23 protein-coding genes are annotated in these 26733 nt (G+C 57.5%); 14 read left to right on the plus strand and 9 right to left on the minus strand.

Features of this window, described 5'->3' with window-relative positions; genetic code table 11:
- The first annotated feature begins 331 nt into the window (after positions 1 to 331).
- Positions 332 to 1591, plus strand: coding sequence for a tyrosine-type recombinase/integrase (locus AC4GMC_RS08410; RefSeq protein WP_487876090.1), 1260 nt, complete (start codon positions 332 to 334; stop codon positions 1589 to 1591).
- Between the two features lie 5 nt (positions 1592 to 1596).
- Here the strand turns inward: AC4GMC_RS08410 and AC4GMC_RS08415 are convergent, their stop codons facing one another.
- A complete protein-coding gene (locus AC4GMC_RS08415; RefSeq protein WP_487876089.1) occupies positions 1597 to 2100 on the minus strand; it encodes a hypothetical protein in 504 nt (167 codons plus the stop codon).
- A gap of 431 nt (positions 2101 to 2531) precedes the next feature.
- On the opposite strand from AC4GMC_RS08415, the gene AC4GMC_RS08420 reads away from it, so the two are divergent.
- The 7 genes from AC4GMC_RS08420 to AC4GMC_RS08450 all read left to right on the plus strand — a co-directional run bounded on the left by AC4GMC_RS08420 (position 2532) and on the right by AC4GMC_RS08450 (position 10465).
- Positions 2532 to 3452: a helix-turn-helix transcriptional regulator gene (locus AC4GMC_RS08420; protein WP_487880204.1), complete on the plus strand. Its 921-nt coding sequence runs from the start codon at positions 2532 to 2534 to the stop codon at positions 3450 to 3452.
- Between the two features lie 500 nt (positions 3453 to 3952).
- Positions 3953 to 4216 (plus strand): hypothetical protein, encoded by a 264-nt coding sequence (locus tag AC4GMC_RS08425; protein ID WP_487876087.1) that lies wholly within the window; start codon positions 3953 to 3955, stop codon positions 4214 to 4216.
- Positions 4213 to 4608: a VRR-NUC domain-containing protein gene (locus tag AC4GMC_RS08430; RefSeq protein WP_487876086.1), complete on the plus strand. Its 396-nt coding sequence runs from the start codon at positions 4213 to 4215 to the stop codon at positions 4606 to 4608. The genes AC4GMC_RS08425 and AC4GMC_RS08430 overlap by 4 nt, the downstream gene beginning before the upstream one ends.
- On the plus strand, positions 4605 to 5720 hold the full coding sequence (locus AC4GMC_RS08435; RefSeq protein ID WP_487876085.1) for a helix-turn-helix domain-containing protein: 1116 nt from the start codon (positions 4605 to 4607) through the stop codon (positions 5718 to 5720). The genes AC4GMC_RS08430 and AC4GMC_RS08435 overlap by 4 nt, the downstream gene beginning before the upstream one ends.
- 89 nt (positions 5721 to 5809) lie before the next feature.
- Positions 5810 to 6418: a hypothetical protein gene (locus tag AC4GMC_RS08440; protein ID WP_487879061.1), complete on the plus strand. Its 609-nt coding sequence runs from the start codon at positions 5810 to 5812 to the stop codon at positions 6416 to 6418.
- A 239-nt stretch (positions 6419 to 6657) separates the two neighbouring features.
- Complete coding sequence (locus tag AC4GMC_RS08445; RefSeq protein WP_487876083.1) at positions 6658 to 8658, plus strand: ATP-dependent nuclease; 2001 nt, start codon at positions 6658 to 6660, stop codon at positions 8656 to 8658.
- Entirely contained in the window at positions 8645 to 10465 is a 1821-nt protein-coding gene (locus AC4GMC_RS08450; RefSeq protein WP_487876082.1) for a UvrD-helicase domain-containing protein, read from the plus strand. Before AC4GMC_RS08445 ends, AC4GMC_RS08450 begins: the two co-directional genes overlap by 14 nt.
- Before the next feature lie 813 nt (positions 10466 to 11278).
- Here AC4GMC_RS08450 and AC4GMC_RS08455 read toward each other — a convergent pair.
- The 7 genes from AC4GMC_RS08455 to urtA all read right to left on the minus strand — a co-directional run bounded on the left by AC4GMC_RS08455 (position 11279) and on the right by urtA (position 17826).
- The gene (locus AC4GMC_RS08455) at positions 11279 to 11611 is read right to left on the minus strand and encodes an FmdB family zinc ribbon protein (RefSeq protein WP_487876081.1); all 333 of its coding nucleotides are present in this window, start codon (positions 11609 to 11611) and stop codon (positions 11279 to 11281) included.
- A 63-nt stretch (positions 11612 to 11674) separates the two neighbouring features.
- Entirely contained in the window at positions 11675 to 12904 is a 1230-nt protein-coding gene (gene fmdA / locus AC4GMC_RS08460; protein WP_487876080.1) for a formamidase, read from the minus strand.
- Positions 12905 to 12928: 24 nt separating this feature from the next.
- On the minus strand, positions 12929 to 13618 hold the full coding sequence (gene urtE / locus AC4GMC_RS08465; RefSeq protein WP_487876079.1) for an urea ABC transporter ATP-binding subunit UrtE: 690 nt from the start codon (positions 13616 to 13618) through the stop codon (positions 12929 to 12931).
- A 24-nt stretch (positions 13619 to 13642) separates the two neighbouring features.
- Positions 13643 to 14407 carry an urea ABC transporter ATP-binding protein UrtD gene (gene urtD, locus AC4GMC_RS08470; protein WP_487876078.1) on the minus strand — a complete coding sequence of 255 codons (765 nt, stop codon included), beginning with the start codon at positions 14405 to 14407 and terminating at the stop codon, positions 13643 to 13645.
- A 6-nt stretch (positions 14408 to 14413) separates the two neighbouring features.
- Entirely contained in the window at positions 14414 to 15538 is a 1125-nt protein-coding gene (urtC, locus tag AC4GMC_RS08475; RefSeq protein ID WP_487876077.1) for an urea ABC transporter permease subunit UrtC, read from the minus strand.
- Positions 15539 to 15550: 12 nt separating this feature from the next.
- Positions 15551 to 16477 (minus strand): urea ABC transporter permease subunit UrtB, encoded by a 927-nt coding sequence (gene urtB / locus AC4GMC_RS08480; RefSeq protein ID WP_487876076.1) that lies wholly within the window; start codon positions 16475 to 16477, stop codon positions 15551 to 15553.
- A 77-nt stretch (positions 16478 to 16554) separates the two neighbouring features.
- A complete protein-coding gene (gene urtA, locus AC4GMC_RS08485; RefSeq protein ID WP_487876075.1) occupies positions 16555 to 17826 on the minus strand; it encodes an urea ABC transporter substrate-binding protein in 1272 nt (423 codons plus the stop codon).
- A gap of 214 nt (positions 17827 to 18040) precedes the next feature.
- Here urtA and AC4GMC_RS08490 point away from each other — a divergent pair, with 214 nt between their 5' ends.
- From AC4GMC_RS08490 to AC4GMC_RS08515, 6 genes are all read left to right on the plus strand, one after another.
- Positions 18041 to 21403 carry a hybrid sensor histidine kinase/response regulator gene (locus AC4GMC_RS08490; protein ID WP_487876074.1) on the plus strand — a complete coding sequence of 1121 codons (3363 nt, stop codon included), beginning with the start codon at positions 18041 to 18043 and terminating at the stop codon, positions 21401 to 21403.
- Entirely contained in the window at positions 21387 to 22286 is a 900-nt protein-coding gene (locus AC4GMC_RS08495; protein WP_487876073.1) for a response regulator, read from the plus strand. The genes AC4GMC_RS08490 and AC4GMC_RS08495 overlap by 17 nt, the downstream gene beginning before the upstream one ends.
- A gap of 660 nt (positions 22287 to 22946) precedes the next feature.
- Positions 22947 to 23381, plus strand: coding sequence for a LexA family protein (locus AC4GMC_RS08500; RefSeq protein ID WP_487876072.1), 435 nt, complete (start codon positions 22947 to 22949; stop codon positions 23379 to 23381).
- Positions 23378 to 24646: a Y-family DNA polymerase gene (locus AC4GMC_RS08505; protein ID WP_487876071.1), complete on the plus strand. Its 1269-nt coding sequence runs from the start codon at positions 23378 to 23380 to the stop codon at positions 24644 to 24646. Before AC4GMC_RS08500 ends, AC4GMC_RS08505 begins: the two co-directional genes overlap by 4 nt.
- Positions 24647 to 25111: 465 nt before the next feature.
- The gene (locus AC4GMC_RS08510) at positions 25112 to 26374 is read left to right on the plus strand and encodes a site-specific DNA-methyltransferase (RefSeq protein ID WP_487876070.1); all 1263 of its coding nucleotides are present in this window, start codon (positions 25112 to 25114) and stop codon (positions 26372 to 26374) included.
- Complete coding sequence (locus AC4GMC_RS08515; RefSeq protein ID WP_487876069.1) at positions 26374 to 26580, plus strand: DUF7220 family protein; 207 nt, start codon at positions 26374 to 26376, stop codon at positions 26578 to 26580. The genes AC4GMC_RS08510 and AC4GMC_RS08515 overlap by 1 nt, the downstream gene beginning before the upstream one ends.
- A 9-nt stretch (positions 26581 to 26589) precedes the next feature.
- On the opposite strand, the gene AC4GMC_RS08520 is transcribed toward AC4GMC_RS08515, so the two are convergent.
- On the minus strand, positions 26590 to 26733 hold a 144-nt coding region (locus AC4GMC_RS08520), incomplete at its 5' end, for a DUF3489 domain-containing protein (RefSeq protein WP_488089352.1).

The following is a 26733-nucleotide window of genomic DNA, read 5'->3' on the forward strand; positions in this document are numbered from 1 at the left end:
GTGCGAGGAAATGCTGCGTCAGCAAAAGCCGCAACCGCACAAGTCCGGTTTGTCCGCATAGCGGCCATCGGTCCAGAACGCAGCGAACGTCCGCTTCCCGCCCTCCACGTCGATGGCGCTGCAACAGCTAAGATGCTCCGGGCGGACGCTGCACACGTCCGCAAGTGGCGAACGCCATCTCACCATACGCAGTCACTTCTCCAGTTTCCGGAATTTATCCCGCGCTTACGAGTTCCGGGTTCTTCCTAAATTCCGGCGGTACTGACGTGCTCTAACTTGATTCGAGAGCGGATCTACGCCTCATGTCACAGTTAGAAGGAGACGGGAATTCATGCGCAACGGATTGAAACTGAATGAAAAAGCAGCTCGCAACCTCGAGGCTGACAAAGGTCGTGATTATCAGGTGTTTGACAGCGAGATCGCCGGATTTGCCATCCGCGTCTATAGATCGGGCAGTAAGGCGTTCACGCTGGATTACCGCATCAATGGTCGGCAGCGGCGCTACAAACTTGGCGCCTGGCCGGAATGGACCACCACGGCCGCGCGCGAACGCGCCAAGGAAATCCGGCGACAGATCGACGAGGGTGTTGATCCGCTCTCTGTTCGCGAGACCGAGCGCGAGGCTCCGAAGGTCAGCGACATGATCGATCGTTATATTGAGGAACACCTACCCCGGCTCGCGCCGCGCAACGCCTCGGACCAGATTTCAATGCTGCGCAAGATGGTCGAACCTGAATGGGGCAACCGGCTCGTGACAGAAATCACCAAGCAGGATGTGGAACGTTTTCTGAACAAGGTCGCCGAGGGGCGGCCGCGTCCCTCAAAGCTCAAGCCCAACAACCGCGCGCGCAAACTGCAAGGCTGGAAACCTACACCGATCCGGGCCAACCGGGTAGGGCAACTTCTGCGCAAGATGTTCAATCTGGCCATCAGCTGGGAATGGCGGGAGGACAACCCGGCAGCAGGCTTTCGTATGCGGATTGAGAACAGCCGCGAGCGTTTTCTGAACCATGAGGAGTTGGCGCGGCTCGCCACCGCACTTGACCACGCTGAGGATCAGCGCGCAGCCGGGATCATCCGCATGTGCATGCTGACCGGCGCGCGCGTCGGTGAAGTGCGCACGGCGCGCTTTGAGCATTTCAACCTCGACTATGGCAGCTGGGCCAAGCCGGCTGACACCACCAAGCAGCGTAAAGTCCATCGCATACCGATCTCCGCGGACGTTGCCACGATCGTGCGCCAGCGCAAATTGGTAGTACCAAAGGGCTCGCCCTGGCTTTTCCCTGGCGACACGCCGGGCCAGCCTGTTAGGGAAATCCGCCGGTTTTGGCGCAACATGCAGCGCGAGGCGGACATCCCCGATGTGCGCATCCACGACCTGCGCCACACATTCGCGTCGCTCTTGGTCAGCGGCGGCGCCTCGCTCGAGATGGTCGGGCGTCTGCTGGGCCACACGCAAATGTCGACTACACAGCGCTACGCCCATTTCATGGACTCCCCCTTGCGTGCTGGCGTTGATGCGGTGGCCCAGGCCTTTCGGCCGCGACCCGTCCTTGTGCACGATACGAAGACCGATCGTGCTGCAAGCTGACGGGCTCACGCCAGCGCGGTGAGACGGCGCCAGACCGCTGCGACCCGTTTCCGAATGGTGCTCTCATCGGGAATATCACCGGTTTCGGACTCTCTATGGAACCAGTCGATGATCAGGGACACGAAATCAGCCTGCTTTTGGGGAATGCCCTCCTCGTTGATGATGCGCACCATTTCCACGAACATGCCGTCCCAGTCATAGCGCGGCTCGCTGCCCCCGGCACCGCCTTTGCGGCCACCTTTTCGCCGAAGAAGATCGCATTCTTCTTCAAAAGCCAGCACATCATCAGCCTTCAGCAGCAGGTCCGCCCGGCGCAACCGCAGTCCCTGTTTTGGATGCGTAACATACCGCCAGATGGCGCTTCCGTCGGGAAGGATATGCCGCACGGTGCATGACTTTTCGCTGCGCGCATAGCGTCGGAACATCACCATGATGTCGGCGGCATTGATTTGCACAAGACCGGCCACGGGCTCGGCGCCGCAAACAAGTGGGCCAACCGCCGTCATCATCTGCAATTGGCCTGTGAGCGCCCAGCCCACAATATCGGTTGGGCAGCATCCCCAACGCGCGGCGACTTCGTTGAGAGAAAAAATTGGTCGGGGTGGCAGAGACATATGGTGCTCCTTCTGTCGATCGCGCGGGCGCCCTGCCCGTCGCTTTCGTGCTGAGATCAATCACCGATGGACAGGATGACCATCCGGTGGAAACCCTCAGCGCCGGACCTGAACCCGATACCTCACGCGCAACACGTGACGACCTGCAACTCTCCTTCAGAGAATCGCTGAGGCTTCGGGTTCGCGATTATTGGCCTGCCGACCGGGAATGCACTAGGCTCAACGTCAACTTCTGACGTTGAGAGGGAAATATTTGGCACATGAGGAAAGTTCTCGACGTTTTGCGCCTGGCTGAAGCGGCTCTCGCGAGGGAGAATGGCATCAACATGGATGACATCCAGCGACTGCTGAAGCTCCGCACGCGGACCGCACAACGCCTTATTCACCTATTCGAGGAGGCATTCCCTGCGGTTGAAAAACGCAAGGATCCGGATCGAACCAGATGGTGGAAGCTGCACGATGAGCCTTTGATACGGTATCAGGGCATCAGAGAGAAAGAGCTGGCCTCTCTCGAAACCGCCATCCTGCGCGCGCGGCAGCATGGATCGCCCCTGGAGGTCCACCATCTTGAATCCATCCGTGATCGCATGCTGGCCAGCATTACGCCGATAGAGGCGCGGGCCATCAAGCGCAACGCCAAGGCCGTGCTGGAGGCGCGCGGTCATGCCTACCGCCCCGGCCCTCGTGCGCGCCTGGACCCTGAAATTTTGTCTGCGATCGAAGAAGCTCTGGAAACCAGCATGCAGCTGTCGGTCAGCTATCAAGGCAAAGAGGATGAGGTCACCACGGATCGCAGCCTTGAGCCCTATGGACTATTGTTTGGGATCCGCGAGTACCTCATTGCCCGCGACCCGGACAAGGATGACCGGCTGCGCAGCTTCCGCCTTGATCGCATCGCGGCCATCGCCGTTATCGATCAGCCTTTTCAAAAGGACCCGGGGGCTGATCTGCAGGCTCATGCGGCAAAGGCATTCGGCTCCTATTACAGCGAAGAGGAATACGGACCTGTCGCGTGGCGCTTCAGCCCGGAGGCTGCGAAAGTTGCGCGCGAGTTCGAGTTCCACCCGGACCAGCGCGTCGAGGAAACTGACGACGGTGGGATGATCGTTCGCTTCTGCGCGAGCGGCTGGTTGGAAATGGCCTGGCATCTCTACAAATGGGGCGATGGCGTCACCGTTCTGGAGCCTGTCGGGCTTGCAAAGGTTGTTGCCGAGTACCGACGCGGCGACTTTCCGTCCTTGCCGTAGACTGACAGTTCCCGGCCTGGTGCTGCGCAGTGCGCATGATTCCTGCAACAGGTCCGGAATTCAAATCCGGGATCGGTGTCGTTATGACCGCCGGTTTCCGGTCCAAGCGTGCGAAACACGCCAAGATACTGATTTTGTTAGCCGGAACTCATGCCTCCTTATGACCGCCGGTCACTGCCTAGGGGCCGGTCGGTTCAGGATGTTTCTCTGCCTCTGCTGGCGACGCCTGCCAGCTTTGAAACGGAGACATCAATGCCTGATCAGCACCTTTCACCGCCGACGCGCCCAGCGCCCTTGTTGTCGGGAATGTACACACGCCAGCAGCTGGCCGTGGAGCTCGGCTTCACCTGTGACACGCTCTGCCGCTGGGAAGCCCGCCAAATAGGGCCACCCTGCACGCGCATTGGGAGACGGGTCCTTTATCGTCGGGACGCGGTTGAGGCCTGGCTACTTGAGCAAGAAAATACACGCGTCACTCGCGGGCGCCGGGGGGCACGCCGATGAGCGTTCCCCTTCCCTTCCGCAAGCCCAGCGCCCGGGATCGCGCCCGCCAGGACTGGATCGAAGAGCGTCGGCGGGAGGCGCGTATGGTGATCGCGGATGTGGCGCACCATTCTGACTACCTCGTGCGGATGGCCTGTAACGTGCTGGTTGCACATGGTGAGACCTTTGAGGAGCGCGAAGACGCGCGCATCCTGCTTGTCGTGCTTGATGCCAAGACGCCTGGGCGGCTGCCTGCACCAGATGGGGCGGGCGGCTCATGACGCACCGTAGAACACCTGAAGCGGATCTGCAGCGCGCTGTTGTGACTGCCCTGCGCTTTGCCCTCCCCAAAGGCGCGATCGTTCACCACAGCGCCAATGAGGTGACCGAGGCTGGCCCACGTGGGGCACGCAAACAAGCGATCCTGGTCGGCATGGGGGTATATCCCGGCTTTGCAGACTTGATGATCCTCAGTGAGGGACGGCCGCTGTTTCTCGAACTGAAGTCCCCCAAGGGGCGGCTTAGCCAAGCGCAGAAAACGTTCCGGGATGCTGTGCTGGCGCAAGGCTTTAGCTGGGCGCTGGTGCGATCGCTTGATGACGCGCTGGGCGCCTTAGCAGACCACGGGTTCACAACGCGTGTGACCTCTCCAACTGGGAAGGTCGCACCATGAGCCATTCCGCCACCAATTGGGCGATACAACAGCGCGGCCTAAAGCCGACGACCAAAATCGTGCTTTGGCATCTTTGTGACAGGTTCAACCCGGACTTCGGGTGTTTCCCGACGCAAGCGCGCCTGGCGCATGATTGTGAAATCGGGCGCGCGACGCTGAACCGGCACCTCGACGAATTGGAGGCCCGACGGTTGATCAAGCGCGTGCGCATCGTCGACACCAAGACCGGCCAGCAGCGCCCCACGCGGTATCTGCTGGGGTTTGAGTTCAAAGATGGAGGTGGTGCGCGTGCATCACGACCATCCGGTGATGGGAACGCCTCTCCGAGTGTGGGTGACACAGCGCCGCTCTGCCCTCCTGAGGACGCTTCATCCGCATCGCAAAACACCGCTAAACCCCCGTGTCTGGATTTGGGACACGGGCGAGACACTGAAACGCCTTATGACGACCGGGGTAAAACACCGTCAGCCCCTGCTACACCGTGTCTCAAAACAGAACACGGACCCATGTCTCATTTTGGGCAAAACCCGTGTCTCAAAAATGGCAATTCCCGTGTCTCAAAATGGGACACTAACCCTGTAAGGGAACCTTTAAGTAAACCAGTAAAGGAGGAGGAGGACGCGCGAGGACGCGAAATTGCATTTGATGATTTTTTTAGAAAGCTGCTCAAAGCACTAGGCTTCGATCCTGACGGGCCTCTTCCAGGCTGGTGGCAGGGTTGGCCGCCTCGGGAGCACCTTCGACGGTGGCAAACGGACCTCAGGCTGACCAACCCCGAAATCATCGAGACTGCGAAGGCTTCTCGCCAAGACCACCCCGAGCCCCCAGACGGGCCCAAGGCATTGGACCGCGTAATGCAGCGCGCCGCCCAGCGCAAGGCGCAGCTCAAAGCGGCTTCGGATGTCTCAAAAGGCCAGCAAGCCAAAGCACAGCGGGGAAAGGCAGCTTCAGGGGCTACGCCCAGCATTGATGAGCTGGCTGCCTTCTATGCCGAGCGCGTGAAGAGCCAGGGCTACCTACCACCCAGCATGATCAGCGCCGCCATGTGCCAAGCCATGCTGGAGCGCGGATTGGTGAGCCATGACCAGCTGCGGACGCGAGGTGTGCTATGAGCCGGGTTGATCGCAAGTTGCACGGTCAAGCGGTCGTCTCAGCACCAAACGGCGGTTCCCAATCCCACTATCGACGTCCAAAGCGTTTGATGACCGTTCAGCAAGCGCTGGAATGGGCGTTTCGCACCGAATGCGCTCAGCTGGAGCTGCCTGAGCCGCCTGATCAAGAGCGCGGCAAAGGGCAAGGCTATGGATTAGAGCACGTGCTGATGCAGCGGGCAGCGCTTGGCTGCCAGATTGATGGCGGACGATACAAAAAAGACAGCTACACCCATGAGGACGCGGAAGTGATCGCCGCCACTGTTACGGGAATGCCGGATGATCTTGGAGGCAAGCGCATGGCTATCCACGTGGCAGAGCTCGCCCGCGCTGGGCTTACACCGGACTGGATGCCTGGGGCTGTACCGCGCTGCGTGCCGGTTGAGATGAAGCGCAATCGGTATGGAGATCATGCAACGACTGTGGTGGTTGGTACCGAGCGGGTGCTTTCACGGGGGAAGTGGCGGATGGTGGAGGTTCGGGTATGCCCCGTTACATATCATCCCTATCCAGAGCAAATTGAGGCCGCGCGGCGCGACTATAAGGCTTGGCGACGAGCACTGGGCTGGGTGCGAGACGGGCTCCAGGTTGGGGGCATGCTGCGAGAGGTTGAGATTGTGGGAGGACTGCCGAAAGCGAGGCCGTGGGACCGCAGGTGACTGTTGCGGTGGGCGGGAAGTGTGAATTCGCTGCATCTGCGAGACGCTTGTGTGGTTGTGGAGAAAGCGGCCATTCACCGTCGGCACTAACTCTGCTTGTATGCTGCACCACGCATGAAGGTTGGCGGTGCGCAGATAGTGACCTTTGCAAAGTCGGGCCGCCGGGCTCGATTCTGACCCAATCGATCCAGTACTGACGTTCATTTAGCGCGCGTCTAACTATCGCTCCCAGCCCTTTCTTGACGTTCGCAACGCTTGCCTTCAGCATCTTCGTACAACCAAAGAGGTATGGAGAATGCTTTGATTGCTTTAAGCTGTTTATTTCTGAGGATAAAATTTTGAGAATATGCCATCTAGAAGTCCGTAACTTCCGCGGCATCAACAAAACGGAAATACTCTTGCCCAATCACGCTGTGCTGATTGGCGACAATAATACCGGAAAAACATCGTTGCTTGAGGCGATCGACCTTGCCCTAGGTCCGGATCGTCTCAACCGCATGGCCCCCATCGACGAGCACGATTTCTATCAGGGCCGCTATCTGCCCCCCGAACCGGTAGGTGAGGGCGCGGGCGATGGTGAAGAGGGTCCTGCGAATGGCGATATGGAAACTGCCCCTGAGGTTGAGGGGGCACCCGATGAAGCTACAGAGGCTGAGGAAGCGCCGATTATCCGCATTGACGTAACCGTCGTGGACCTCAACGACGAGCAAAAAGCGCATTTCGGAGATACGATAGAGTTTTGGGATAATAAACAGTCCAAACTCTATCAGGAACCGAATCCTGAAGGCGTAGACCCTGCGCACATCTCCGAGGCCATACGCGTCACATTTCTTGGTTGGTACGAGCCTGAGGAAGATGATTTCCAAGGCAAGACGTTCTTTACACGTAGCTTGACGGAGGGCGAAAGCGGGCAACCCTTCAGAAAAACTGACAAACAGCGTTGTGGTTTTCTGTATCTTCGCTCGCTCCGGACCGGCTCGCGCGCTCTTAGCCTCGAACGCGGCAGTTTGCTCGACATTATTTTGCGGCTTAAGGAACTGCGCCCGCAGATGTGGGAAGCCACGCTCTCGCACCTCTCTGAGTATGACGTTGCCAGCGATCCTGCTCTCGGCATTACGGGCGTCTTGGAGAGCATCAATGCCTCTCTCAAAAAGTATGTGCCGAAGGAGTGGGGCATTCACCCCCATCTCAAGGTTTCCAACCTCACTCGAGAGCATCTGCGCAAGGTCATCACCGCGTTTATCGCGACAGGCGATGGCGACCATGCTGCTCCTTTTTATCGGCAAGGAACGGGAACACTGAATATGCTCGTGCTGGCGATGCTTTCTCAGATCGCCGAGGACAAGCAGAACGTCATTTTTGCCATGGAAGAGCCCGAAACCGCGATACCGCCCTATGCACAGAAGCGCATTGTCCACGAAGTCCGGAAGCTATCAGCCCAAACAATCTTCACGTCGCATTCCCCATACGTGCTTGAAGAATTTCAGACCGAAGAGACCATTGTGCTTCGCCGTGATGCTCATGGCGCTCTCGGCCAAGCTCAGATTGAGTTGCCGAATAGCGTTAAGCTAAAGCGCTATCGTCAGGAATTTCGTACCCGTTTCTGTGAGGGATTGCTCGCCCGCCGTATATTGATTGCCGAGGGTGCGACGGAAACACAGTCCTTCCCGGTAGTTTGTAGGCGATTGGCCGAACTTGACCCGGAAAAATACGCTTCTCTAGAAGCTCTTGGCATATGCATCATCGATGCGGGGTCTGACACGCAGATAGCAGACCTTGCCAAGCTCTATGCGGGCTTGGGGAAGCGCGTTTTTGGCCTGTGCGACCATCAAGACCCAGCTGATGAAGCGGCTATTAAAGCTGAAGTAGAGGCCTTGTTCATGCATGGGGAACACGGCTTCGAAGACCTCGTGCTAAAAAATACCACGGAGGATGCCCTCAAACGCTATTCAGCAAGCGTTACGTGGCCGCCGCATCTTCAGCACAAGTACCCGAATCCTGCTGATGATATTGACGCGGCAATGGCCGAGTTATTCGAGTGGGGGAAAGCAAACTGGGTTTCTGCGGACTTTCTAGCTCAGTGCAGTGAGGCAGAAGTTCCGGAATGGCTTCGGCAAAAAGCCGCAGAGTTGAAGGAACTCTGTGATCCTCAACCAACCGCGGATGGTGACGCGGAGAACGGTGGCGATGCAGGGCCAGACCTATTTTTAGCGGCAGCGGACGACCATGGAGCTGACTGAGAAGCAACGCGAGATTCTCGCGGCGGACGGTCATCTACTGGTCACTGGAGGACCGGGGTCCGGCAAAACGACAATCTCGATCCTCAAAGCCGCTCAGGCGGTCGACGAAGCCCTCGGCCCTGGGCAGCGCGTTCTCTTCCTCAGCTTCGCACGCGCGACCGTTTCCCGTGTTGCAGAAGCTATCCAGTACGAGCATCAACTACCGTCTGAACAACGCAAACGGATCGAAGTCGAAACGTATCACTCTTTCTTTTGGCGGATTATCAAGGCTCACGGCTACCTGCTAGGCCTGCCGCGCCGTCTCTCACTTCTTCCTCCGCCGGCTGAGGCCATTGCCCTTTCTGCCATTAGAAACGAAATGGGCGCTGATTCAAAGCTGGGTGATACGGAACTGGCCGAGAAGCGGGGCCGCGAAACCGCTGAACGCGAGCGGCTCGCTATGGAAGAGGGACGTTTGTGCTTTGACCTGTTTGCCCGCTACACCGGACAGGTCCTACACGGTAGCCAGCGCATTCGCCAACTCGTGGCCAATATGTTTCCCGTGATCGTCCTCGACGAATTTCAGGATACCAATGCTGACCAATGGCATGTGGTTCAAGCCCTCGGTGAGCATTGCCGGTTGGTTGCCCTGGCTGATCCGGAACAACGCATCTATGATTTTCAGGGAGCCGACCCAGAGCGTCTCGATCAATTTCGAGATGCGTTCGCGCCGACTGAAATTGATCTCAGCGACGACAATCATCGAAGTGCCGGAACGGAGATTGCGCTGTTCGGAAATGAGATATTGCGCGGTAGGTTTACGCAGGAAAAGTATGTTGGCATTTGCTGTTTAGGCTATCCACCAAACGGCGACCAAGCCTTCACAGAGCTCGTTACCCGCGTTTACAAGGCACGCGAACGCTTGGTGAAGAGCGGCAAGAAGGATTGGTCGCTAGCTATCCTAGTGCCAACTAAAAAGATGACCCGTCTTGTCGCCGACAAGCTTCGGGAGCCACCTGCGGGCATGACACCTGTACCGCACTCCGCTGTTGTTGAGCTCGAAGGTGCCATTCTGGGAGCGGAGCTTATTGCTTTCCTGTTGCAGCCCCCGTCAGGCGATCAAGATATCGCCCGATTACTCGACCTTCTCTGCAACTATTTCCAGGGGAGAGGTGGTGACGATCCGGGACAGGGCGATCTTCAAACAGCGCAGAAGTTCCGCGAGGCGCATGCCGAATACGTCAAACGGCTGACGGAAGGCAAAGCCATCCGCGGGAACAGTATTCTTGTAAAAACATTTGACACTTACGAGCAGGCGCGAACCCTTGGCCTAACCGGTGATCCTGACGTGGATTGGCGCGCAATGCGCGCCCTGATTGAAAATGGGGAATGTTCACGGCTACAAGGGCTTGCCCAAGAAGTGAGAAACTTGCGGTTGCTGGATCGAGGTACACAGCTTCGCCAGGGTTTAGCGGAAGACTGGAGGCAAAACGGCGCCTACATCAACGCGCTGTCGATTGTGCAGCAGGCGTTCGTTCAAGAGCACTTTGCGACAAGCCAGAAGCCCGAAACCGGCGTCATTGTGATGAACATGCACAAGGCCAAGGGTAAGCAATTTGATGAAGTAATTATCTTTGAGGGGTGGCCGCGAATTTCGAAGGGCAAGATTGTCGCAAACTTGGATCGCATCGTGCGCTCCAATGATCCCGAATACGATGGCGATCAAGCGCGACAGAATTTTCGGGTCAGCGTGACGCGTGGGAAGTCTCGAACGACGATCCTCACACCGAAAAATAACCCCTGCATTCTGTTATTCGATCAAGAATAATGTTTGCGCATCGTTTCGGAGTTTAAAAAGGCGGATGTGTTTTGCTGCAACCTGTTGCGGCGCAGTCAAATGGTTATTGATATCGGCTCGATCATGATTCCATCAGGGACTTTTCGTTCGCGACTTTGCAGGGCCACTGTACGCTTTCTTGACCTTCACTCTTGATCGGATGCTGCAACGTTCACGAATGGCCGGTCTCGCGAAGCTGCGCTGCGGCGTCGGCATGACCGGTGAGTGGCCGATAAGGGCCGAGCGCGTCGCCAGCTGCGATGAGATATGACCCAATACTGCACTCCGTTCGACGTCCGCAACGAGTCCAAAGCAAATTGGATGGATGGCCGCCTGCGAGCATCTTAGGATAGTAGATGAGAACTTGCTGCCCTTGGGAGACATTCGGCGCCGAATGGGCTGTCTGCCGTCACGGTTTACACGGCTGCTCTTCGTGGCCGCTGCGAATTCCACTGCGCGGCAAAATGGCATTCAGAGGGGCAAGGCACCAAGTTTCGCCCGTTAGGACAACCGCCGCCAAACTTCAAAGCTAGGGTTGGCTCTGCGGCCACCTGATGCAAGACCGCTACTTCATGTGACTACAAGCAGCAATTCATACTGTATGCTCATCGCAAGCCATTTCTTTGGTCCACGATAAGGTGGGGCACAATCCATTCGAGATGGCTGCCACGGTGGGAATTCAAGTACCGCAGAACGCTGCGCATGCGTCAAAGACAATCGTCGGGTGCACGCCACTGAAAGAAACTATGGTCCTTGGTCGTTTGGGAGCAGCGGTTTGAAGCTCTTTCATTTCGTCGGGTGTTGTTAGTGGGAGATCATCCAAGGCCGCTTCGTTGGGAAGCTCTTGGAGCCGTCGGGGCGGTGAAGGGTTGTGCTGTTTTTCTTCTTAACTCCACTGCAGCAGCCGCAGCCCGGACCATGGGAGCTAAGTTTCTTGGGACTATCGGCGGAGCGCTCGTTGGTCTCATGGGCGCGCATGATGCTCCCGCTCAGCCCTGCAATATGGGGCACGGAGAGCATCACGCGTGGGGCGGTCAGGCCGCAATCGGGGCAATCGCAGGGATCTGCGAAGGCTTTCATGGGGGCGATGGTCTCAAAGACCCCGCAATCATCGCATTTGTATTCATAAACGGGCATGGAAATACTCCAGTTAAGCAAAATGCCGACCCCGCGCGCTCCGTTGCGGGACCGGCTGGGGGATCAAAGGTCAGGTGCGATGGGCATGTCGACGCTGCCGTCGAGATACTTCGTTGGTCCGTCGGCATTGGGCATCATATCCCACTCGAAGATATCATTTGGCAGCCAGAGCGTGGCGCAGGCGTTCGGTATGTCCACCACGCCTGAGATATGCCCCTGCACAGGGGCCGTCCCCAAGATGGAATAGGCCTGCGCGCCCGTGTAGCCGAACTTCTTGAGATATTCGATGGCATTGAGACAAGCTTGGCGATAGGCGACGTGAACGTCGAGGTAATGCTGTTCGCCGGACTCGTCGACAGAAATGCCCTCGAAAATCAGGTAATCGTCATAGACTGGCTTGATCGGCGAAGGCTTGAAGATCGGGTTCTTCACACCGTATTTCGCCATACCGCCCTTGATAATCGTCACTTTTAGGTGTAGCCAGCCCGCCATTTCGATGGCACCGCAGAAGGTGATTTCTCCGTCGCCCTGGCTGAAGTGCAAGTCGCCCATAGAGAGCCCTGCTCCGTCGACATAGACGGGGAAGTAGATTTTGCAGCCACGGCTGAGGTCCTTGATATCACAGTTCCCGCCATGCTCGCGCGGCGGCACGGTTCGCGCGGCTTCAACGGCTGCGGCGTCACGCGCATCACCCTTCATGGCGCCCATATGCGCGCTTTGAGTGTTGGGTAGAGCTGCGAGCGGTGGCACGCGCTCGGGGTCTGTGTTGAATAGCTTGGTCTCGCGGGAGTTCCACATATCAAGCATCTTGCGGTCGGGCAGACACCCGATCAGCCCAGGATGGATGAGGCCCGCGTATTTCACGCCCGGCACGTGGCGGGACTTGGTGAACATGCCGTCAAAATCCCAGATGGATTTCTGCGCTGACGGGAAGTGCTCGGTCAGGAAGCCGCCGCCGTTTTGTTTGGAGAAGAAGCCGTTGAAGCCCCAGTTCATCTCCTCTTTGGCGCCGATATCGAGGATATCGACCACCAGAAGATCCCCCGGCTCCGCGCCCTTAACGCCAATGGGACCGGATAGGTAGTGCACCTGCTCCAGTTCCACATCGCGCACATCCGAGGCGTCGTCGTCGTTTTTGATCTGGCCACCTGTCCAGTCATAGGTTTCGATCTTGAAATCGTCACCGGGCTCGACCCAGACATTGATCGGAATGTCTGGGTGCCAGCGATTGTGAATGTTCTCATTGGTGTGGGGACTTTCGCTCAAATCCACCGAAATCAATGTATCAGCCATTGTCTACCTCCTGGTTTTTGCTGGTTATACGGAAAGAAATTTTGAGACCTTGGCCTCGTCGATGCCGTCGCGCGGGCTGTCATGTACGAACTGCCCGTTCTCGATCACCATCACGCGGTCAGCCACATCGAGGGCAAAGCTGAGCACTTGTTCGGAGACGATAATGGTCAGGCCCTTCTCGTCGCGGATGCGACGCAGAGTGCGTGCCATTTCGCGGATAATAGAGGGCTGGATACCTTCTGTTGGCTCGTCGAGGAGCAAAACCTTGGGGTTGGAGGCCAACGCGCGGGCAATTGCCAACTGCTGTTGTTGACCGCCCGATAGGTTCCCGCCACGGCGGCTTTTCATCTCCAGAAGCACGGGGAACAGCTCGTAGATATCTTCAGGCACGGTATTTTGCCTAGTTGACGTGAGCCCGGTTTCGACGTTTTCCTCGACCGTCATGGCCGAAAAGATCATCCGGCCCTGCGGCACATATCCCAAGCCATTGGCAACCCTTTGGTGCACCTTGAGCCCAGAGACCTGCGCCCCGTCCACGGTGACCTTGCCGTCCTTCTCGGGCACGATGCCCATGAGCGTTTTCATCAGCGTGGTCTTCCCCATGCCGTTGCGCCCCATGATGGCGACGATCTCACCAGGCTTTACCTCCAGATCGAGGCCGTGGAGGACCTCACTTTGACCATAGGCAGAGCGGAGGGATTTCACGTTTAGCATCTCAATATCTCCTCATTGGTCTATTCAGTGCCCCAAATAGACTTCAACGACCTTGGGGTCGTTCTGAACGCGCTCCATGGAGCCTTCCGATAGCGTTTTGCCTTGATGCAAAACCGTCACGCGGGTCGCGATGTCCGCCACGAACCCCATGTCGTGCTCGATCACGATGACCGAGCGGTCCTGAATGATGCGGTTGAGCAATTCGGCGGTTTTCTTGCGTTCGGCCACGGACATGCCCGCGACCGGCTCGTCGAGCATCAGCAACTCAGGGTCCTGAATGAGCAGCATCCCGATCTCCAGCCACTGCTTTTGACCGTGGCTCAGGAAGGCGGCTTTTTCGTCCAACTGGTCATCGAGAAAGATCGTCTCCGCGATTTCCTTGATGCGGGCGCGCACAGCGATGTCGCGCTTGAAGATCAGCGCGCCAAAGACGCCGTGGCCTTTGGGATAGCTCAACTCAAGGTTCTCGAAGACAGTGAGGTCCTCGTAGACCGAAGGGGTTTGGAACTTGCGCCCGACGCCTGCGTGCACGATTTGGTCCTCGCGCATTTTGAGCAGTTCCTTGTCCTTGAACTTCACCGAGCCGTCCGTGGCCTTTGTGCGCCCGCAGATCAGGTCCAGCACGGTGGTTTTTCCCGCCCCGTTGGGGCCGATGATGACGCGGCATTCATTGGGCTCGACGTAGAAACTGAGGTCGTCAACGGCTTTGAAGCCATCAAAGGAGACCGTGAGGCCCTCGACTGAAAGGATGAACGCTTCTTCAAGTTTGGATGATGTAGGTCTCGACATCTCAACTCACTCCGCCGGGGCGCTTTTGGAGGCGCGGATCAGGTCGGGCTTGCGGCCCAGAGGTTTTAACAGACGCGGCTCGATCTTCTCGTTCCAGACCCCAGCCAAACCGTTGGGAAAAAGCATCACGACCGCGATGAAGAGCCCGCCGAGGCCAAAGAGCCAAAGCTCGGGGAAGCCTTCGGAGAAGGAGGTCTTGGCCCAGTTCACCAACAGCGCGCCGTAGACCGCACCCACTATAGAGAGCCGCCCGCCCACTGCGCAGAAGATCACCATCTCGATGGAGGGCACGATGCCCACGAGCGTCGGTGACATGAAGCCGACCTGTAGCGTGAACATGGCCCCGCCGATGCCTGCAAAAGCGGCGCCGAGGCAGAAGATGAAAATCTTGAAGTTGGCGACATTGTAGCCGGAAAAGCGCACGCGGTCCTCTTGGTCGCGCATGGCGATCAGAAGGCGGCCCAGCTTAGATTTGCGCACGTATTGCGCGATGAAGAGGACCACAAAGAGGAGCGCGCCGTTCACGAAGTAAAGGATTTCCTTGGCTTCATCGGTGCGAATGTCCCAGCCTTTAAACGTGCGCAGATCTGTGATGCCGTTGACGCCTCCGGTGTAGCCTTGCTGCCCGATGATCAGGATCGTCAGGATGGCTGCGAAAGCCTGTGTGATGATCGCGAAATAGACCCCGCCCACGCGCCGCGTGAACATCGCGAGCCCGATGAGGAAGGCAAAGGCCACCGGCACCGCGACCACCGCAAAGAGTGCGAAGGTGAGGGAGTAGAAGGGCTCCCACCACCCCGGCAGTTCCTTGAGTTGGTTCCAGTCCATGAAGTCCGGGATGCCCGGCGTCGACTGGATCGAGGTGTTTTCCGGCGTCGAGGCTTCCAGCTTGAGGAACATCGCCATGCAGTAGCCGCCGAGGCCAAAGAACACGCCTTGGCCGAGGCTGAGGATTCCCCCTGCCCCCCAGCACAGCGCCAAACCAATCGCCACGAAGGCATAGGTGAGGTATTTGCCGAAGAGGTTGAGGCGGAAACTGTCGAGCGCCATGGGCAGGATGATGAAGATCACGAGCGCAAGGATTGCGAAACTGATAATCTCTTTGCGGGACATGAAAGCAGAAGATTGCATCGGGTCAGCTCCTTATTTGCGCAGCTTGAGGGCGAAGAGGCCTTGCGGACGGACCATCAGGATGCCGACCACAACCAGCAAAGTGAGGACCTTGGCCATTGAGCCGGAGAGGAAGAATTCCATGATTGACTGCGCCTGAGAGATCGAGAAGGCGGAGGCGATGGTACCGAGGAGCGAGCCTGCGCCGCCGAAGACGACCACAAGGAAGGTGTCCACGATGTAAAGCTGGCCTGCGGTGGGTCCTGTGGAGCCGATCATTGTAAAGGCAGAGCCTGCAACGCCAGCCACCCCGCAGCCGATGCCAAACGTCAGGCGGTCTGTCCATTCGGTGTTGATGCCAACAGCGCTGGCCATGACGCGGTTTTGGTTGATCGCACGGACCTGCTTGCCCCAGCCAGAACGAAACATGAGCACGTAGATCGCGATAGAAATGCTGACCGCGAGGGTCATCACGAAAATCCCGTTGATCGGGATCTCAATGAGATCTGTCAAAGGCAGCGAGCCCATCATCCAATCGGGTATCGACACGCCAACTTCCCGTGCGCCAAAAATGCTGCGGTAGGCTTGTTGCAGGATGAGGCTGAGGCCCCATGTGGCCAGCAGCGTATCAAGCGGGCGTTTGTAGAGGTGGCGTATGAGGGCCCATTCCACGAATAGCCCCAACGCGCCGGAGGCAAGAAACGCCAACCCCATCGCGATAAAGAAATAAATGCTGAAGAGCGCAGGCATGTAGTCTGCGAAGAAAATAGAGGTCAGGTAAGTGACATACGCGCCGAGGATCATGAACTCGCCATGGGCCATGTTGATTACGCCCATCTGGCCGAAAATGATGGCAAGCCCCAGGGCCATGAGCACAAAAACCGAAAACAGGATCAGGCCGGCGAATCCTTGCATCGCGAAAATCGCGCCCAGTTCAGACATGGAATAATCAGCAAACATGACACCTCCGAAGGATAAAAAGAGAAAAGTTGCGCGGCCCGATCCTGGCAGACGGGCCGCGCGATACGTGTCGGGACTTACTGGTAGCCTTCGGGGAAGGGATCCGGCTCCACGAGTTCCGCCGTCTCGAACACCACTTCGTATTGGCCATCCGCCTGGGCGCGACCCACGCGGGTTTTAGACCAGAGGTGATGGTTTTCGTGCACCTTGACGTAGCCTTCGGGGGCGTCCGCCAACTCAATGCCGGGGCTGGCTTCGCGGACTTTGTCCACATCGAAACTGCCCGCTTTTTCAACCGCAGCCTTCCACAACCATGGGCCGAGGTAGGCGGCTTGGGTCACATCGCCGATCACGATGTCATCGCCCCACATCTCCTTGAAGGCCGCGACAAACGCTTGGTTGTTCTCATTTTCCAGCGATTGGAAGTACTTCATGCAGGCGTAGGAGCCTTCGATGTTCTCACCTCCGATGCCGCGGATCTCGTCCTCGGTCACGGAGATGGTCAGCACAAGGGGGCTTTCCGCCGTTGGGTCGATACCAGCAGCGATCAGTTGTTTGTAGAAGGCCACGTTAGAGCCACCCACAACGATCGCGTAGATCACGTCTGGCTTGCGCAGACGGATCTTGTTGATGACAGAGTTAAACTGCGTGTGGCCAAGCGGGTAGTACTCTTCGCCCACGACTTTGCAGTCTTCCATGAAGTTTTCGATGTGCTTGCGCGCAATCTTGTTAGATGTACGCGGCCAGATGTAGTCGGAGCCGAGCAGGTAGAAGCTTTTCGCGCCTTTGGTCTGGTTGACCCAATCGAGGCCCGCGATGATCTGTTGGGTGGCTTCTTGGCCAGTGTAGATCACATTGGGGGATTGCTCGAGACCTTCATAGAAAGTCGGGTAGTAGAGGAAGCCGTTGTGCTGCTCAAAAACGGGCAGAACCGCTTTGCGCGAGGCGGACGTCCAGCAACCCATCACAGAGGCCACTTTGTCATTCACCAGCAGTTTACGCGCTTTCTCCGCGAAGGTTGGCCAATCAGATGCGCCGTCCTCTTGGATATATTCGATTTTGCGACCAAGGATGCCGCCTTGGGCGTTGATCTGCTCAATCGCCAGCTTTTCAGCCTGTACCGAGCCCGTTTCCGAGATCGCCATGGTGCCCGTGACCGAGTGCAAAATACCGATAGTGACGGTGTCGTCAGTTACAGCGAGACCTGTTGTGTTGATCTCAGCGGTCGGGAAATCCTGCGCGCGCAGGTCCTTTGGTAAAAATAGAGAAGCCGTCAGTGCGGTGCCTCCGGCGAGGACCGCGCGGCGGCTCACCTCATTGTTTTTGTATGAAGAATCTTCCTTGGACATGTCGCCCCCTTGTAAAGAGTTCAAGAACAGGGCGATTCCACATCACCCCCTACCAACGACAATTGTGGTAAATGCTGCAGTGCAGTATACGTTAAATGACGTATAGGGATGCGCGTTCTGCGCACATAAAGGTTAGAGGTAGATTGGCCGGGGGGCCGATACGGAGGCAGCGGCGTTGCGTTCTTTGGTCGGGCTCCCAATTTTTGGGAAACTGATGACCGCTCATCTTAAAGCGACACGCGAAAAGCGGACCTACAACAGGTGGGCCGCGAATGAGACGATGGAAGATTTCGCGCTGCGCTACACCGCGCGCCGGGCCCGGCGCTGGAGCTACGGGCGCGTGGCAAATACTGCGATTGGCTCCATTTCGTTCCTCGCGCTGGAGGCCATCGGCGCGGTCATCACACTCACCTACGGCTTTGACACTGCGATTATTGCGATCATGCTCGTCGCGGCGATCCTGTTCCTGACCGGCCTGCCGATCTCCTATTACGGCGCCAAATATGGCCTCGATATCGACCTGATGACCCGGGGCGCGGGCTTTGGTTATTTGGGCTCCACGATCACTTCCTTGATCTACGCCTCCTTCACCTTCATCTTTTTCGCACTTGAGGCTGCGATCCTTGCTCTGGCGCTCAAATTCTGCTTCGGGGTGCCGCTTTTTACGGGTTATATCGTCAGCTCTCTGGTCGTGATCCCACTAGTTGTGCACGGGTTTTCCAAGATTTCGACGTTTCAGGCGTGGACACAGCCGCTTTGGGCCGCCCTTCACATCCTGCCCTTCGTGCTTCTGGCCATTGTTGGCTATGACATAGAAATGTGGACCGGATTTGAGGGCAACGCAGAAGTGCAAGATGCCTCGCGCCTTCTGATGTTGGGGGCGGCTTCCGGCGTGGTGTTCTCTCTTGTGGCGCAGATCGGGGAGCAGGTAGATTTCCTGCGCTTCCTGCCAGAGCCGAAGACACGCGCGGACAAAACTAGATGGTGGCTGGCAATGCTTGCAGCAGGGCCAGGTTGGTCCTTTCTGGGCATGATCAAGATGCTCGCAGGCTCCTATCTCGTCACGCTCGCGATCCGCGAAAACGTGCCGCCCGAGGACGCTACAGACCCCACGCATATGTATTACACGGCGTTTGAACAGGTTCTTACGTCGCCTATGCTCTTGCTCGGGCTAACGGCGACCTTCGTGATCCTGTCGCAGTTAAAGATCAACGTGACCAATGCCTATGCTGGCTCCATTGCATGGTCCAACTTCTTCTCGCGCCTGACCAAAAGCCATCCGGGCCGTGTGGTTTGGCTGGTGTTCAACGTGGCGATTGCGATCATGCTCATGGAGCTTGGCGTTTTCACGGGTCTCAAGCATGTGCTCGGCCTTTACTCGCATGTGGCAGTGGCGTGGATCGGCGCACTTGTGGCGGATTTGGTGATTAACAAGCCGCTGGGCCTCAGCCCCAAGGGCATCGAGTTCCGCCGCTCCCACCTCTACGATGTGAACCCTGTGGGCATTGGCTCCATGGTTGCGGCCTGCGTGCTTTCGCTGATGGCCTACGCCGGGCTCTTTGGGGAACTGGCAGAGGCCTTTTCCTCCTTTGTGGCGCTTTTGACAGCCTTTGTTTTGGCCCCGATCCTCGCTTGGGCCACAGGAGGACGCTATTATCTCGCGCGCTCCGAATCGGATGCGCCAAGCCCAACAGGCCTGCAAACTTGCTCCATCTGCGAATATCGTTTTGACGCGGAAGATATGAGCGACTGCCCCTTCCACTACGGCAAAATCTGCTCGCTCTGCTGTAGCCTCGACACGGCGTGCCAGGACTACTGCAAACCCCATGGCCGTCTTGACAAGAGCGTTGAGCAGACGCTCCGGGCAAATCTACCAAAGCGGATGGCCGACGCCGCTCTCTCGCGCCTGTCGCAGGTGATTGTCACCACTGCGGGGTTGTCGCTTGTCTCGGGCATTTTACTTTGGGTGATCCGTGCGTTTGCGAATGCAAACTCGGATACGTTTGATGCCATCCTCACGATTATTTTCTGTATGATGGTGATCGTGATCGGAGTCTGTGTGTGGATGTTTATCCTCGCAAGCGAGAGCCGAAAGGCTGCGATGGAAGAGACCCAGCGCCAAACCGACCGCTTGCTTAAGGAGATACGCGCCCACGAGCGCACAGACCTCGCTCTGCAGGAGGCCAAAGACAAAGCAGAAGCCGCGAACCTTGCCAAAACACGCTATATGTCCGGCCTCAATCACGAATTGCGCACCCCACTCAATGCCATCTACGGCTTCGCGCAGCTCCTTGAAAAAGAACAGGGTCTCTCCGATTGGCGCGTGTCGATCACGAGTATCCGCCGTTCCTCGGAGCATCTTGCGGGGCTTATCGACGGGCTGCTGGATATTTCCCGCATTGAAGCAGGACGGCTGGAAATCAGTCGCGATCGGGTGAGCCTACCCATGCTCTTGCATCAGACCGCCGCAATTTTCGAGGCCGAGGCAAAGGAGAAAGGGATCAGCTTTAACTGGTCTACCCACGGGCTTGTCCCCACGCTTGTGGCAACCGACGAAAAGCGCCTGCGACAGATTCTGATCAACCTTCTGTCCAATGCGATCCGTTACACCCCTGCAGGCTCGGTCAAGCTAGAACTGGCCTACCGCAACGAGGTCGCGCTGATCTCGGTGACGGATACGGGCGTGGGGATCGCGCCGGAAAAACTGGAGTCTATCTGGCGCCCTTTCGAACGGGCAGGCCAATCGGGCCGGGAGGGATCCGGGTTGGGGCTGACGATCACCAAGCTTCTGGTGGAGGTGCTCGGTGGTCAGATCGACGTGAAGAGCATTCTTGGAGAGGGCAGCACGTTCTCTGTGAAGTTGATGCTGCCCTCTATTTCGCCCAGCGTCTTTGATGAGCAACCCCTTACGGACGCCCTCCGTGCTCCCGCTTTTCAAGGCTATCAAGGGCCGCGCAAAACGGTGCTTGTGGTCGACGATGACGCGAACCACCGCATGATGACGGAGCAGTTTCTGAGCAAAATCGGTTTCAACGTGCTCCTAGCGGGTTCGGCGGATCTGGCCGACCAGATCTTACAAGAAGCCGTGCCCGATATCATTCTGCTCGACATAAACATGGACGGACGCGACGGCTGGTCCTTTGCGCAAGGGCTGCGCGCAGGGGAATGGCCCCACATCCCGATCATCGTCATCTCCGGTCATGCGGACGAAGAGCGCAAAAGCCGACCGAGGCTCGCCTTGCACGATGCTTTCCTTGCCAAACCTTTCAACTTCGACGATCTGGCCATGCAGATAGCCGAATTTCTCAAGATCAGGCTACTGCTCAAAGACGCGCCGACTGACGCGGCAGATGATGCGAAGCAAGAGCCGATACGCCTGTCACCGGACCTGCGTGCGCGCTTGCTTGAAGCCGCCAACCTCGGTCACGCAGGCGGGTTGCAACGTCTGATTGCCGGAATGCGCGCGGAGAACGCCTGCGATCCGGCCATTCTGGAGCGATTGGAAGCGCGTCTCGCCCAGTTTGACATGGGCGGGATCGTCAACATTTTGGAGGCCGCAAATGATGGCGCTAAATGAACTGGGGCACAAATGTATCGCCCTCGTGGTGGATGACAGTCCGGAGTCCCTCTGGATGGTCTCTGCGGCGCTAGAGCAAAGCGGGATAACCGTGCTTGTGGCAACCGATGGCGCGAAGGCCATTGAGCTCACCCACCGCGTTGAGCCGGACGTGATTTTGATGGATGCAATGATGCCCGGTATGAGCGGGTTTGAAACCTGCCGCGCACTCAAATCAGGCCCGCGTCCTCTGATGACCCCGATCATCTTCATGACGGGGCTCACGGAAAAAGAGCACATCGTCGAGGGGCTCGCCTCGGGAGGCGTCGACTACATCACCAAGCCCGTTGTAGTAGAAGTCTTGATCGCACGCCTGAGCACGCACATCATCAATTCCCGTCTTCTACAAAGCGCCCGTGAAGCGCTGGACACATCGGGTCGCTCAGTTTTGGCATTTGACCCCGAAGGCGCGTTCCTTTGGGGCTCACAAAGGGCCGTTGAGGTGTTGAACTGCGTTGAATTGAGCGAGTTGGGCGGTGCGTGGACCAAGTGGGTGGCCGAGTGCAGCACGTTGCCGGTCTCGGCAGTGCAGACCTTTGAGGTCGGTGACGTGACCTTCCAGTTCATCGGAATGACGTCGGCCTCAGAGGTGTTGATCAAACTGATCCGGCGCAATATCGACAGCAAGGAGGACGTTCTGGCGAAGTGCTTTGATCTTACCCCCCGCGAGTCCGAAGTGCTCTATTGGCTGACGTTGGGCAAAACCAACCGCGATATCAGCGCGATCCTCGGGCTGAGCGCGCGCACTGTGAACAAGCATCTGGAGCAGGTGTTCCAGAAAATGGGCATAGACAATCGCACCTCCGCGGCCGTCATGGCAGACAGGGTGCTGAACAGCGAATGATCTTGGTGCGCTTGCGATAAGCTTCAGGTGCTCCAACTGCTCCAGTGATCATGCACCCCGATACGCGATAGAAGGAGGATGAAGGGCTACGCCTCTGTACGCTTTATACACCTTAAAGAGCAGCCCGTCGCTGTTACGCCTCAGCTTGTCACTCGCCTACATTAAAACCAGGCGATTTTTTAACTTGCTTGACAGGATGCCGCGAAGGCAGATCCGATGTTTAAATGCGCCAATTGCCAAAGGTGCTTAAGCCCTCGTAAGTGGACTGATCGCAACACTCAAAGCCGTGCTAGATGCTCTTTTCAACAATGATCCACCGAAACGAACGCAACTATAGCCAGTGTGAACTTCCCGGCCATTCTGCTTTTTGTTGCACGCGCGATATATTAAAATTAGCCATTTGTAGGGAAAGTGCAATGGTCGGAAAAGTCCCGCGAACTGTGAATTAGGCTTTCGCCGGATTGTGTGCTTACAGCAAATGTCTAGTCTTAAGGGCTGCACTGCAGTATCGTCATCAGCTGTCCAAGGCCAGTTTTTGGCCGTTCACATCCAAACCTCCGATCAAGATCGCTCGATATTTACATGGTACTCACAGCGCTTGACGCGACACGCCAAAATAGAGAAATTTGGAACAAATAGTGAACTTGCAGGGAATCGCAGATGCCAGTGTACCCAATCGCAGAACCTATCATTGCGACCGGCCAAAAAATTGCTGTCCAGCTACCTCTCGTAAGCGCTGGATTTCCGTCTCCTGCTGGGGATGACCTTGAAGACGAGATCGACCCCATTGCCTGGGTCGTCCGGCATCCGACATCAACTTTCTGGTGGCGGGTCGAAGGCGACTGCCTTTGGGACGTCGGAATTCGCGACGGGGACATCATCGCCGTTGATCGCGCTGGCAAACGGCGCTTGGGGCGCGCGGTACTTGCGGTCGTAGAGGGGGCCGTAACTGCAAAAATCCTGCGCCAGCGGGATGGTAAGTACTTTCTTGCGCCGGCAAACAGCAGAGAGGCCTTTCCAGACATCGAACTCACAGAAGACGGTGAGATCTGGGGCGTCATTGCGGGTGTTGTGAGACGGTATGATCTCGCGTGACAAAACCTATCGCCATCAGCGACAGCGCCAACTTCTATGTCAGTTCAGAACGGATTTTTGATCCATCTCTGAAGGGCGTCCCTGTCATTGTACTGTCAAACAACGATGGCTGTGCTGTCGCACGCAGCGATGAGGCAAAGGCGCTGGGCATCAAAATGGGAGACCCTCTACACTTGCTGCGTGACAAGATCGCAGCGCATGGGGTTCGGGTGTTTTCTTCAAACTACACGCTATATGGCGACATCAGCCGCCGTGTGGTCGAGGTCTACGAGGATTACACACCGAACGTCGAAATCTATTCAATCGACGAGTGCTTTCTCGATTTCAGCGGCTTCAAGGACCGCGAATCTCATGCGAGTGCAATGCGCCGGGATGTTTTGCGGCGCGTCGGCGTGCCAGTGCGGGTTGGGATTGCCACGACGAAAACCCTCGCAAAATGCGCCAATGACATCGCGAAAAAGAACCCAATCTTTGCTGGTGTTTTGGATATGACCGACCCTTCCCTTGCCGATTGGCTGCTTCCCCTCATCCCGGTTGGTGACATTTGGGGGATCGGCAGGCGTACAACGAAAAAATTGGAGCGTCTCGGTATTTGCACGGCGGCAGAATTACGAGACATGCCTCTCCGACAAGCACGCGCGCTGGGCACAGTTGTTTTGGAACGCACGGTGCTTGAGCTGCAAGGCGAGCCGTGCATCGCCTTTGATGACGTAGAACCTCCGCGCAAAGGCATGGCGGTCACCCGTTCAGCAGGAACGCCGATGACGGATTTCGACACCCTTTTTCAGGCGATCACTGCACATGCGACGCGCGCTGCCGAAAAGCTCCGACAACACGGGTTGGTCGCGGGCACTTTGACGGTGTTCTTTCACACCAACCGGCACCGCCCCGACCGGCCCCAATATGCAGGCTCGCGTTCAACACGCCTGACACCGATGTCCTGTGACACATTTGAAATGGTCGCAGCCGCCAGGCGATGTGCATTAGCCGCTTGGCCAAAAGTCGACAATCAAAGCTACGGCTTTACCAAAGCAGGCGTCATGCTGGATGATCTACTCCCTCTTGAGGATCGACCGAGGACGCTGTTCGATGCGCCGCAGCGATCACCAGAGCTGATGACCGCGCTTGATGCGGTCAACAACCGGTTTGGCAAAAAGACGATGGTACTGGCCAGTGAGGGTATGTTGCGGCCATGGCAGCTACGCGCCGATCATCGAAGTCCCAGATACACGACGCGTATATCAGATCTGCCAGTGGTCAGATGACCACCCCCCACCCATGGTTCCTCCCCGGGCCTTTGCGTATACGGGGGGGCGCAGCGCGCAAGTTTTCTAGCGACTTGGATTTTCACCGGGGAATCCACTTCGCAGCCACCTGCGATCGCACCTCAGATAAAGCCTATAAACAACAGATACTTGCGCAGCAACCAAGGGTGCCAAAGGTGGATTTTAGTATTTTAGTCAAGAATCCGCCCAAGCCAGCTTTAGCCAAAGAGGAACCCAGCGGGAAGCCACCCCAAAATCCACCCCCCCAAAAAATGTGACTCTGATTCACATTTGGCTTTGACAATGCTGCTCCTCTTGACGTACCCCTTGATCATCGAAGAATTGCGCTTGGAGGACACCCCTCGCGGGCGCTTTCGTTTTCCTGACATTGCGATCGCGGGTGTGTCCTTAGACTAAGGACAGGCTTCAGTATGTGTCGCGCCTGCCCTAAGAGATACTCACCCCATGGATCTTGTCTTTGCGCCGCGCCAGATTGAGCTCTGGCCGATCGAGAAGCTGCGGCCTTATGCCAAGAACGCGAAGATCCACGGCGAGGCCCAGGTGGCAAAGATCGCTGCCAGCATGGCCAAGTTCGGCTGGACCGTTCCCTGCTTAGTGGCGGACGACGGCGAGTTAATCGCGGGCCATGGCCGCGTGCTGGCAGCCGGCGCGCTGGGCCTGACCGAGGCCCCTGTCATCCGGATTGGCCATCTCGATGAAGCAGAGCGTCGCGCTTACCGGATTGCTGACAATAAGCTGACCGAGCTTGGCGAATGGGACGAGGTGATGCTGCGCGACGAAATTGCGGGTTTGCTGGCCGAAGACTTCGACCTCGACCTGTTGGGCTTCTCGGATGAGGATCTGGATGCTTTGCTACAGGACCCGGTAGCCCTGGATTACGACGGCGCTGTCGATGGCGAGGATGACATTCCAGAGCCTCCGGTCACCCCGGTGTCAGTCACCGGTGATCTTTGGCAGCTTGGATCGCATCGATTGATTTGCGGTGACAGCACCAGCGCCGATGTGGTTGGACGCGTTCTGGGCAGCGTCAAACCGCTACTGATGGTGACCGATCCACCCTATGGCGTGGAATACGATCCCTCTTGGCGCAATCAGGCTGGGGCCGCAAAGACCAAACGCACAGGCAAGGTGCTGAATGACGACCGCGCCGACTGGCGCGAGGCTTGGTCACTCTTTCCTGGTGATGTCGCATACATCTGGCACGGCGCTCTGCACGCAGCGACTGTGGCCGACAGTCTGATTGCCGCCGGTTTCAACATCCGCTCCCAGATCATCTGGGCTAAAGACCGGCTGGTCCTCAGCCGCGGGGATTACCACTGGCAGCATGAGCCCTGCTGGTATGCCGTACGTGCCAAAGGCAAGGGCCACTGGGCCGGTGATCGCAAACAGACCACGCTCTGGCAAATCGCAAACAAGGACCAAGACACTGAGACCGTGCACGGCACGCAAAAGCCGGTCGAATGCATGCGCCGCCCAATCCTGAACAACTCTAGCCCAGGTCAGGCGGTCTATGAGCCCTTCATGGGATCAGGCACCACGCTAATCGCGGCGGAAACCACTGGGCGCATTTGCTACGGCGTCGAGCTGAACCCGGTTTACGTCGATGTGGCCATCGAGCGCTGGCAAGCCTTCACTGGTGAAGAGGCTGTTTTAGCAGACAGCGGGGAGAGTTTCGCCAGCCTCAAGTCCAAGCGGCTGGCCGAGTGATGCAGTCGCGGCGTCAATCGCTGATCGAGGCGATCACCAACGTTGTGGTGGGCTATACGCTGGCCGTGATGACCCAGATCGTGGTGTTCCCATGGTTTGGGCTGCAAGTCAGCCTTGGCGACAACCTCGCGATCGGCGCGCTGTTCGTGATGATCTCCTTACTTCGCAGCTACGCCCTACGGCGGCTGTTCGAGCACTGGCGATGATGGGCTGGCTCAGACAGCGCCTAATTTGTAAACAGTGCCGCGCTCGGGGTGTTTCTCGGAAGTGATTGCTAGGCCAAGCTTCTTCTTGAGCGCACCAGAGATTGCACCTCTCGCCGTATGTGCTTGCCAAGATGTCGCCTCAACGATCTCGGT

It is taken from the genome of Thalassobacter sp. (assembly GCF_982993085.1).

Coding starts and splice junctions, on each gene's coding strand:
- AC4GMC_RS08425 (WP_487876087.1), top strand. CDS start 3,953: ATGAGCGTTCCCCTTCCCTTCCGCAAGCCCAGCGCCCGGGATCGCGCC.
- AC4GMC_RS08410 (WP_487876090.1), top strand. CDS start 332: ATGCGCAACGGATTGAAACTGAATGAAAAAGCAGCTCGCAACCTCGAG.
- AC4GMC_RS08510 (WP_487876070.1), top strand. CDS start 25,112: ATGGATCTTGTCTTTGCGCCGCGCCAGATTGAGCTCTGGCCGATCGAG.
- urtB (WP_487876076.1), bottom strand. CDS start 16,477: ATGTTTGCTGATTATTCCATGTCTGAACTGGGCGCGATTTTCGCGATG.
- urtA (WP_487876075.1), bottom strand. CDS start 17,826: ATGTCCAAGGAAGATTCTTCATACAAAAACAATGAGGTGAGCCGCCGC.
- AC4GMC_RS08515 (WP_487876069.1), top strand. CDS start 26,374: ATGCAGTCGCGGCGTCAATCGCTGATCGAGGCGATCACCAACGTTGTG.
- urtE (WP_487876079.1), bottom strand. CDS start 13,618: ATGCTAAACGTGAAATCCCTCCGCTCTGCCTATGGTCAAAGTGAGGTC.
- AC4GMC_RS08435 (WP_487876085.1), top strand. CDS start 4,605: ATGAGCCATTCCGCCACCAATTGGGCGATACAACAGCGCGGCCTAAAG.
- urtD (WP_487876078.1), bottom strand. CDS start 14,407: ATGTCGAGACCTACATCATCCAAACTTGAAGAAGCGTTCATCCTTTCA.
- AC4GMC_RS08490 (WP_487876074.1), top strand. CDS start 18,041: ATGACCGCTCATCTTAAAGCGACACGCGAAAAGCGGACCTACAACAGG.
- AC4GMC_RS08430 (WP_487876086.1), top strand. CDS start 4,213: ATGACGCACCGTAGAACACCTGAAGCGGATCTGCAGCGCGCTGTTGTG.
- urtC (WP_487876077.1), bottom strand. CDS start 15,538: ATGCAATCTTCTGCTTTCATGTCCCGCAAAGAGATTATCAGTTTCGCA.
- AC4GMC_RS08420 (WP_487880204.1), top strand. CDS start 2,532: ATGGATGACATCCAGCGACTGCTGAAGCTCCGCACGCGGACCGCACAA.
- AC4GMC_RS08500 (WP_487876072.1), top strand. CDS start 22,947: ATGCCAGTGTACCCAATCGCAGAACCTATCATTGCGACCGGCCAAAAA.
- AC4GMC_RS08450 (WP_487876082.1), top strand. CDS start 8,645: ATGGAGCTGACTGAGAAGCAACGCGAGATTCTCGCGGCGGACGGTCAT.
- AC4GMC_RS08495 (WP_487876073.1), top strand. CDS start 21,387: ATGATGGCGCTAAATGAACTGGGGCACAAATGTATCGCCCTCGTGGTG.
- AC4GMC_RS08440 (WP_487879061.1), top strand. CDS start 5,810: ATGACCGTTCAGCAAGCGCTGGAATGGGCGTTTCGCACCGAATGCGCT.
- fmdA (WP_487876080.1), bottom strand. CDS start 12,904: ATGGCTGATACATTGATTTCGGTGGATTTGAGCGAAAGTCCCCACACC.
- AC4GMC_RS08455 (WP_487876081.1), bottom strand. CDS start 11,611: ATGCCCGTTTATGAATACAAATGCGATGATTGCGGGGTCTTTGAGACC.
- AC4GMC_RS08415 (WP_487876089.1), bottom strand. CDS start 2,100: ATGATGACGGCGGTTGGCCCACTTGTTTGCGGCGCCGAGCCCGTGGCC.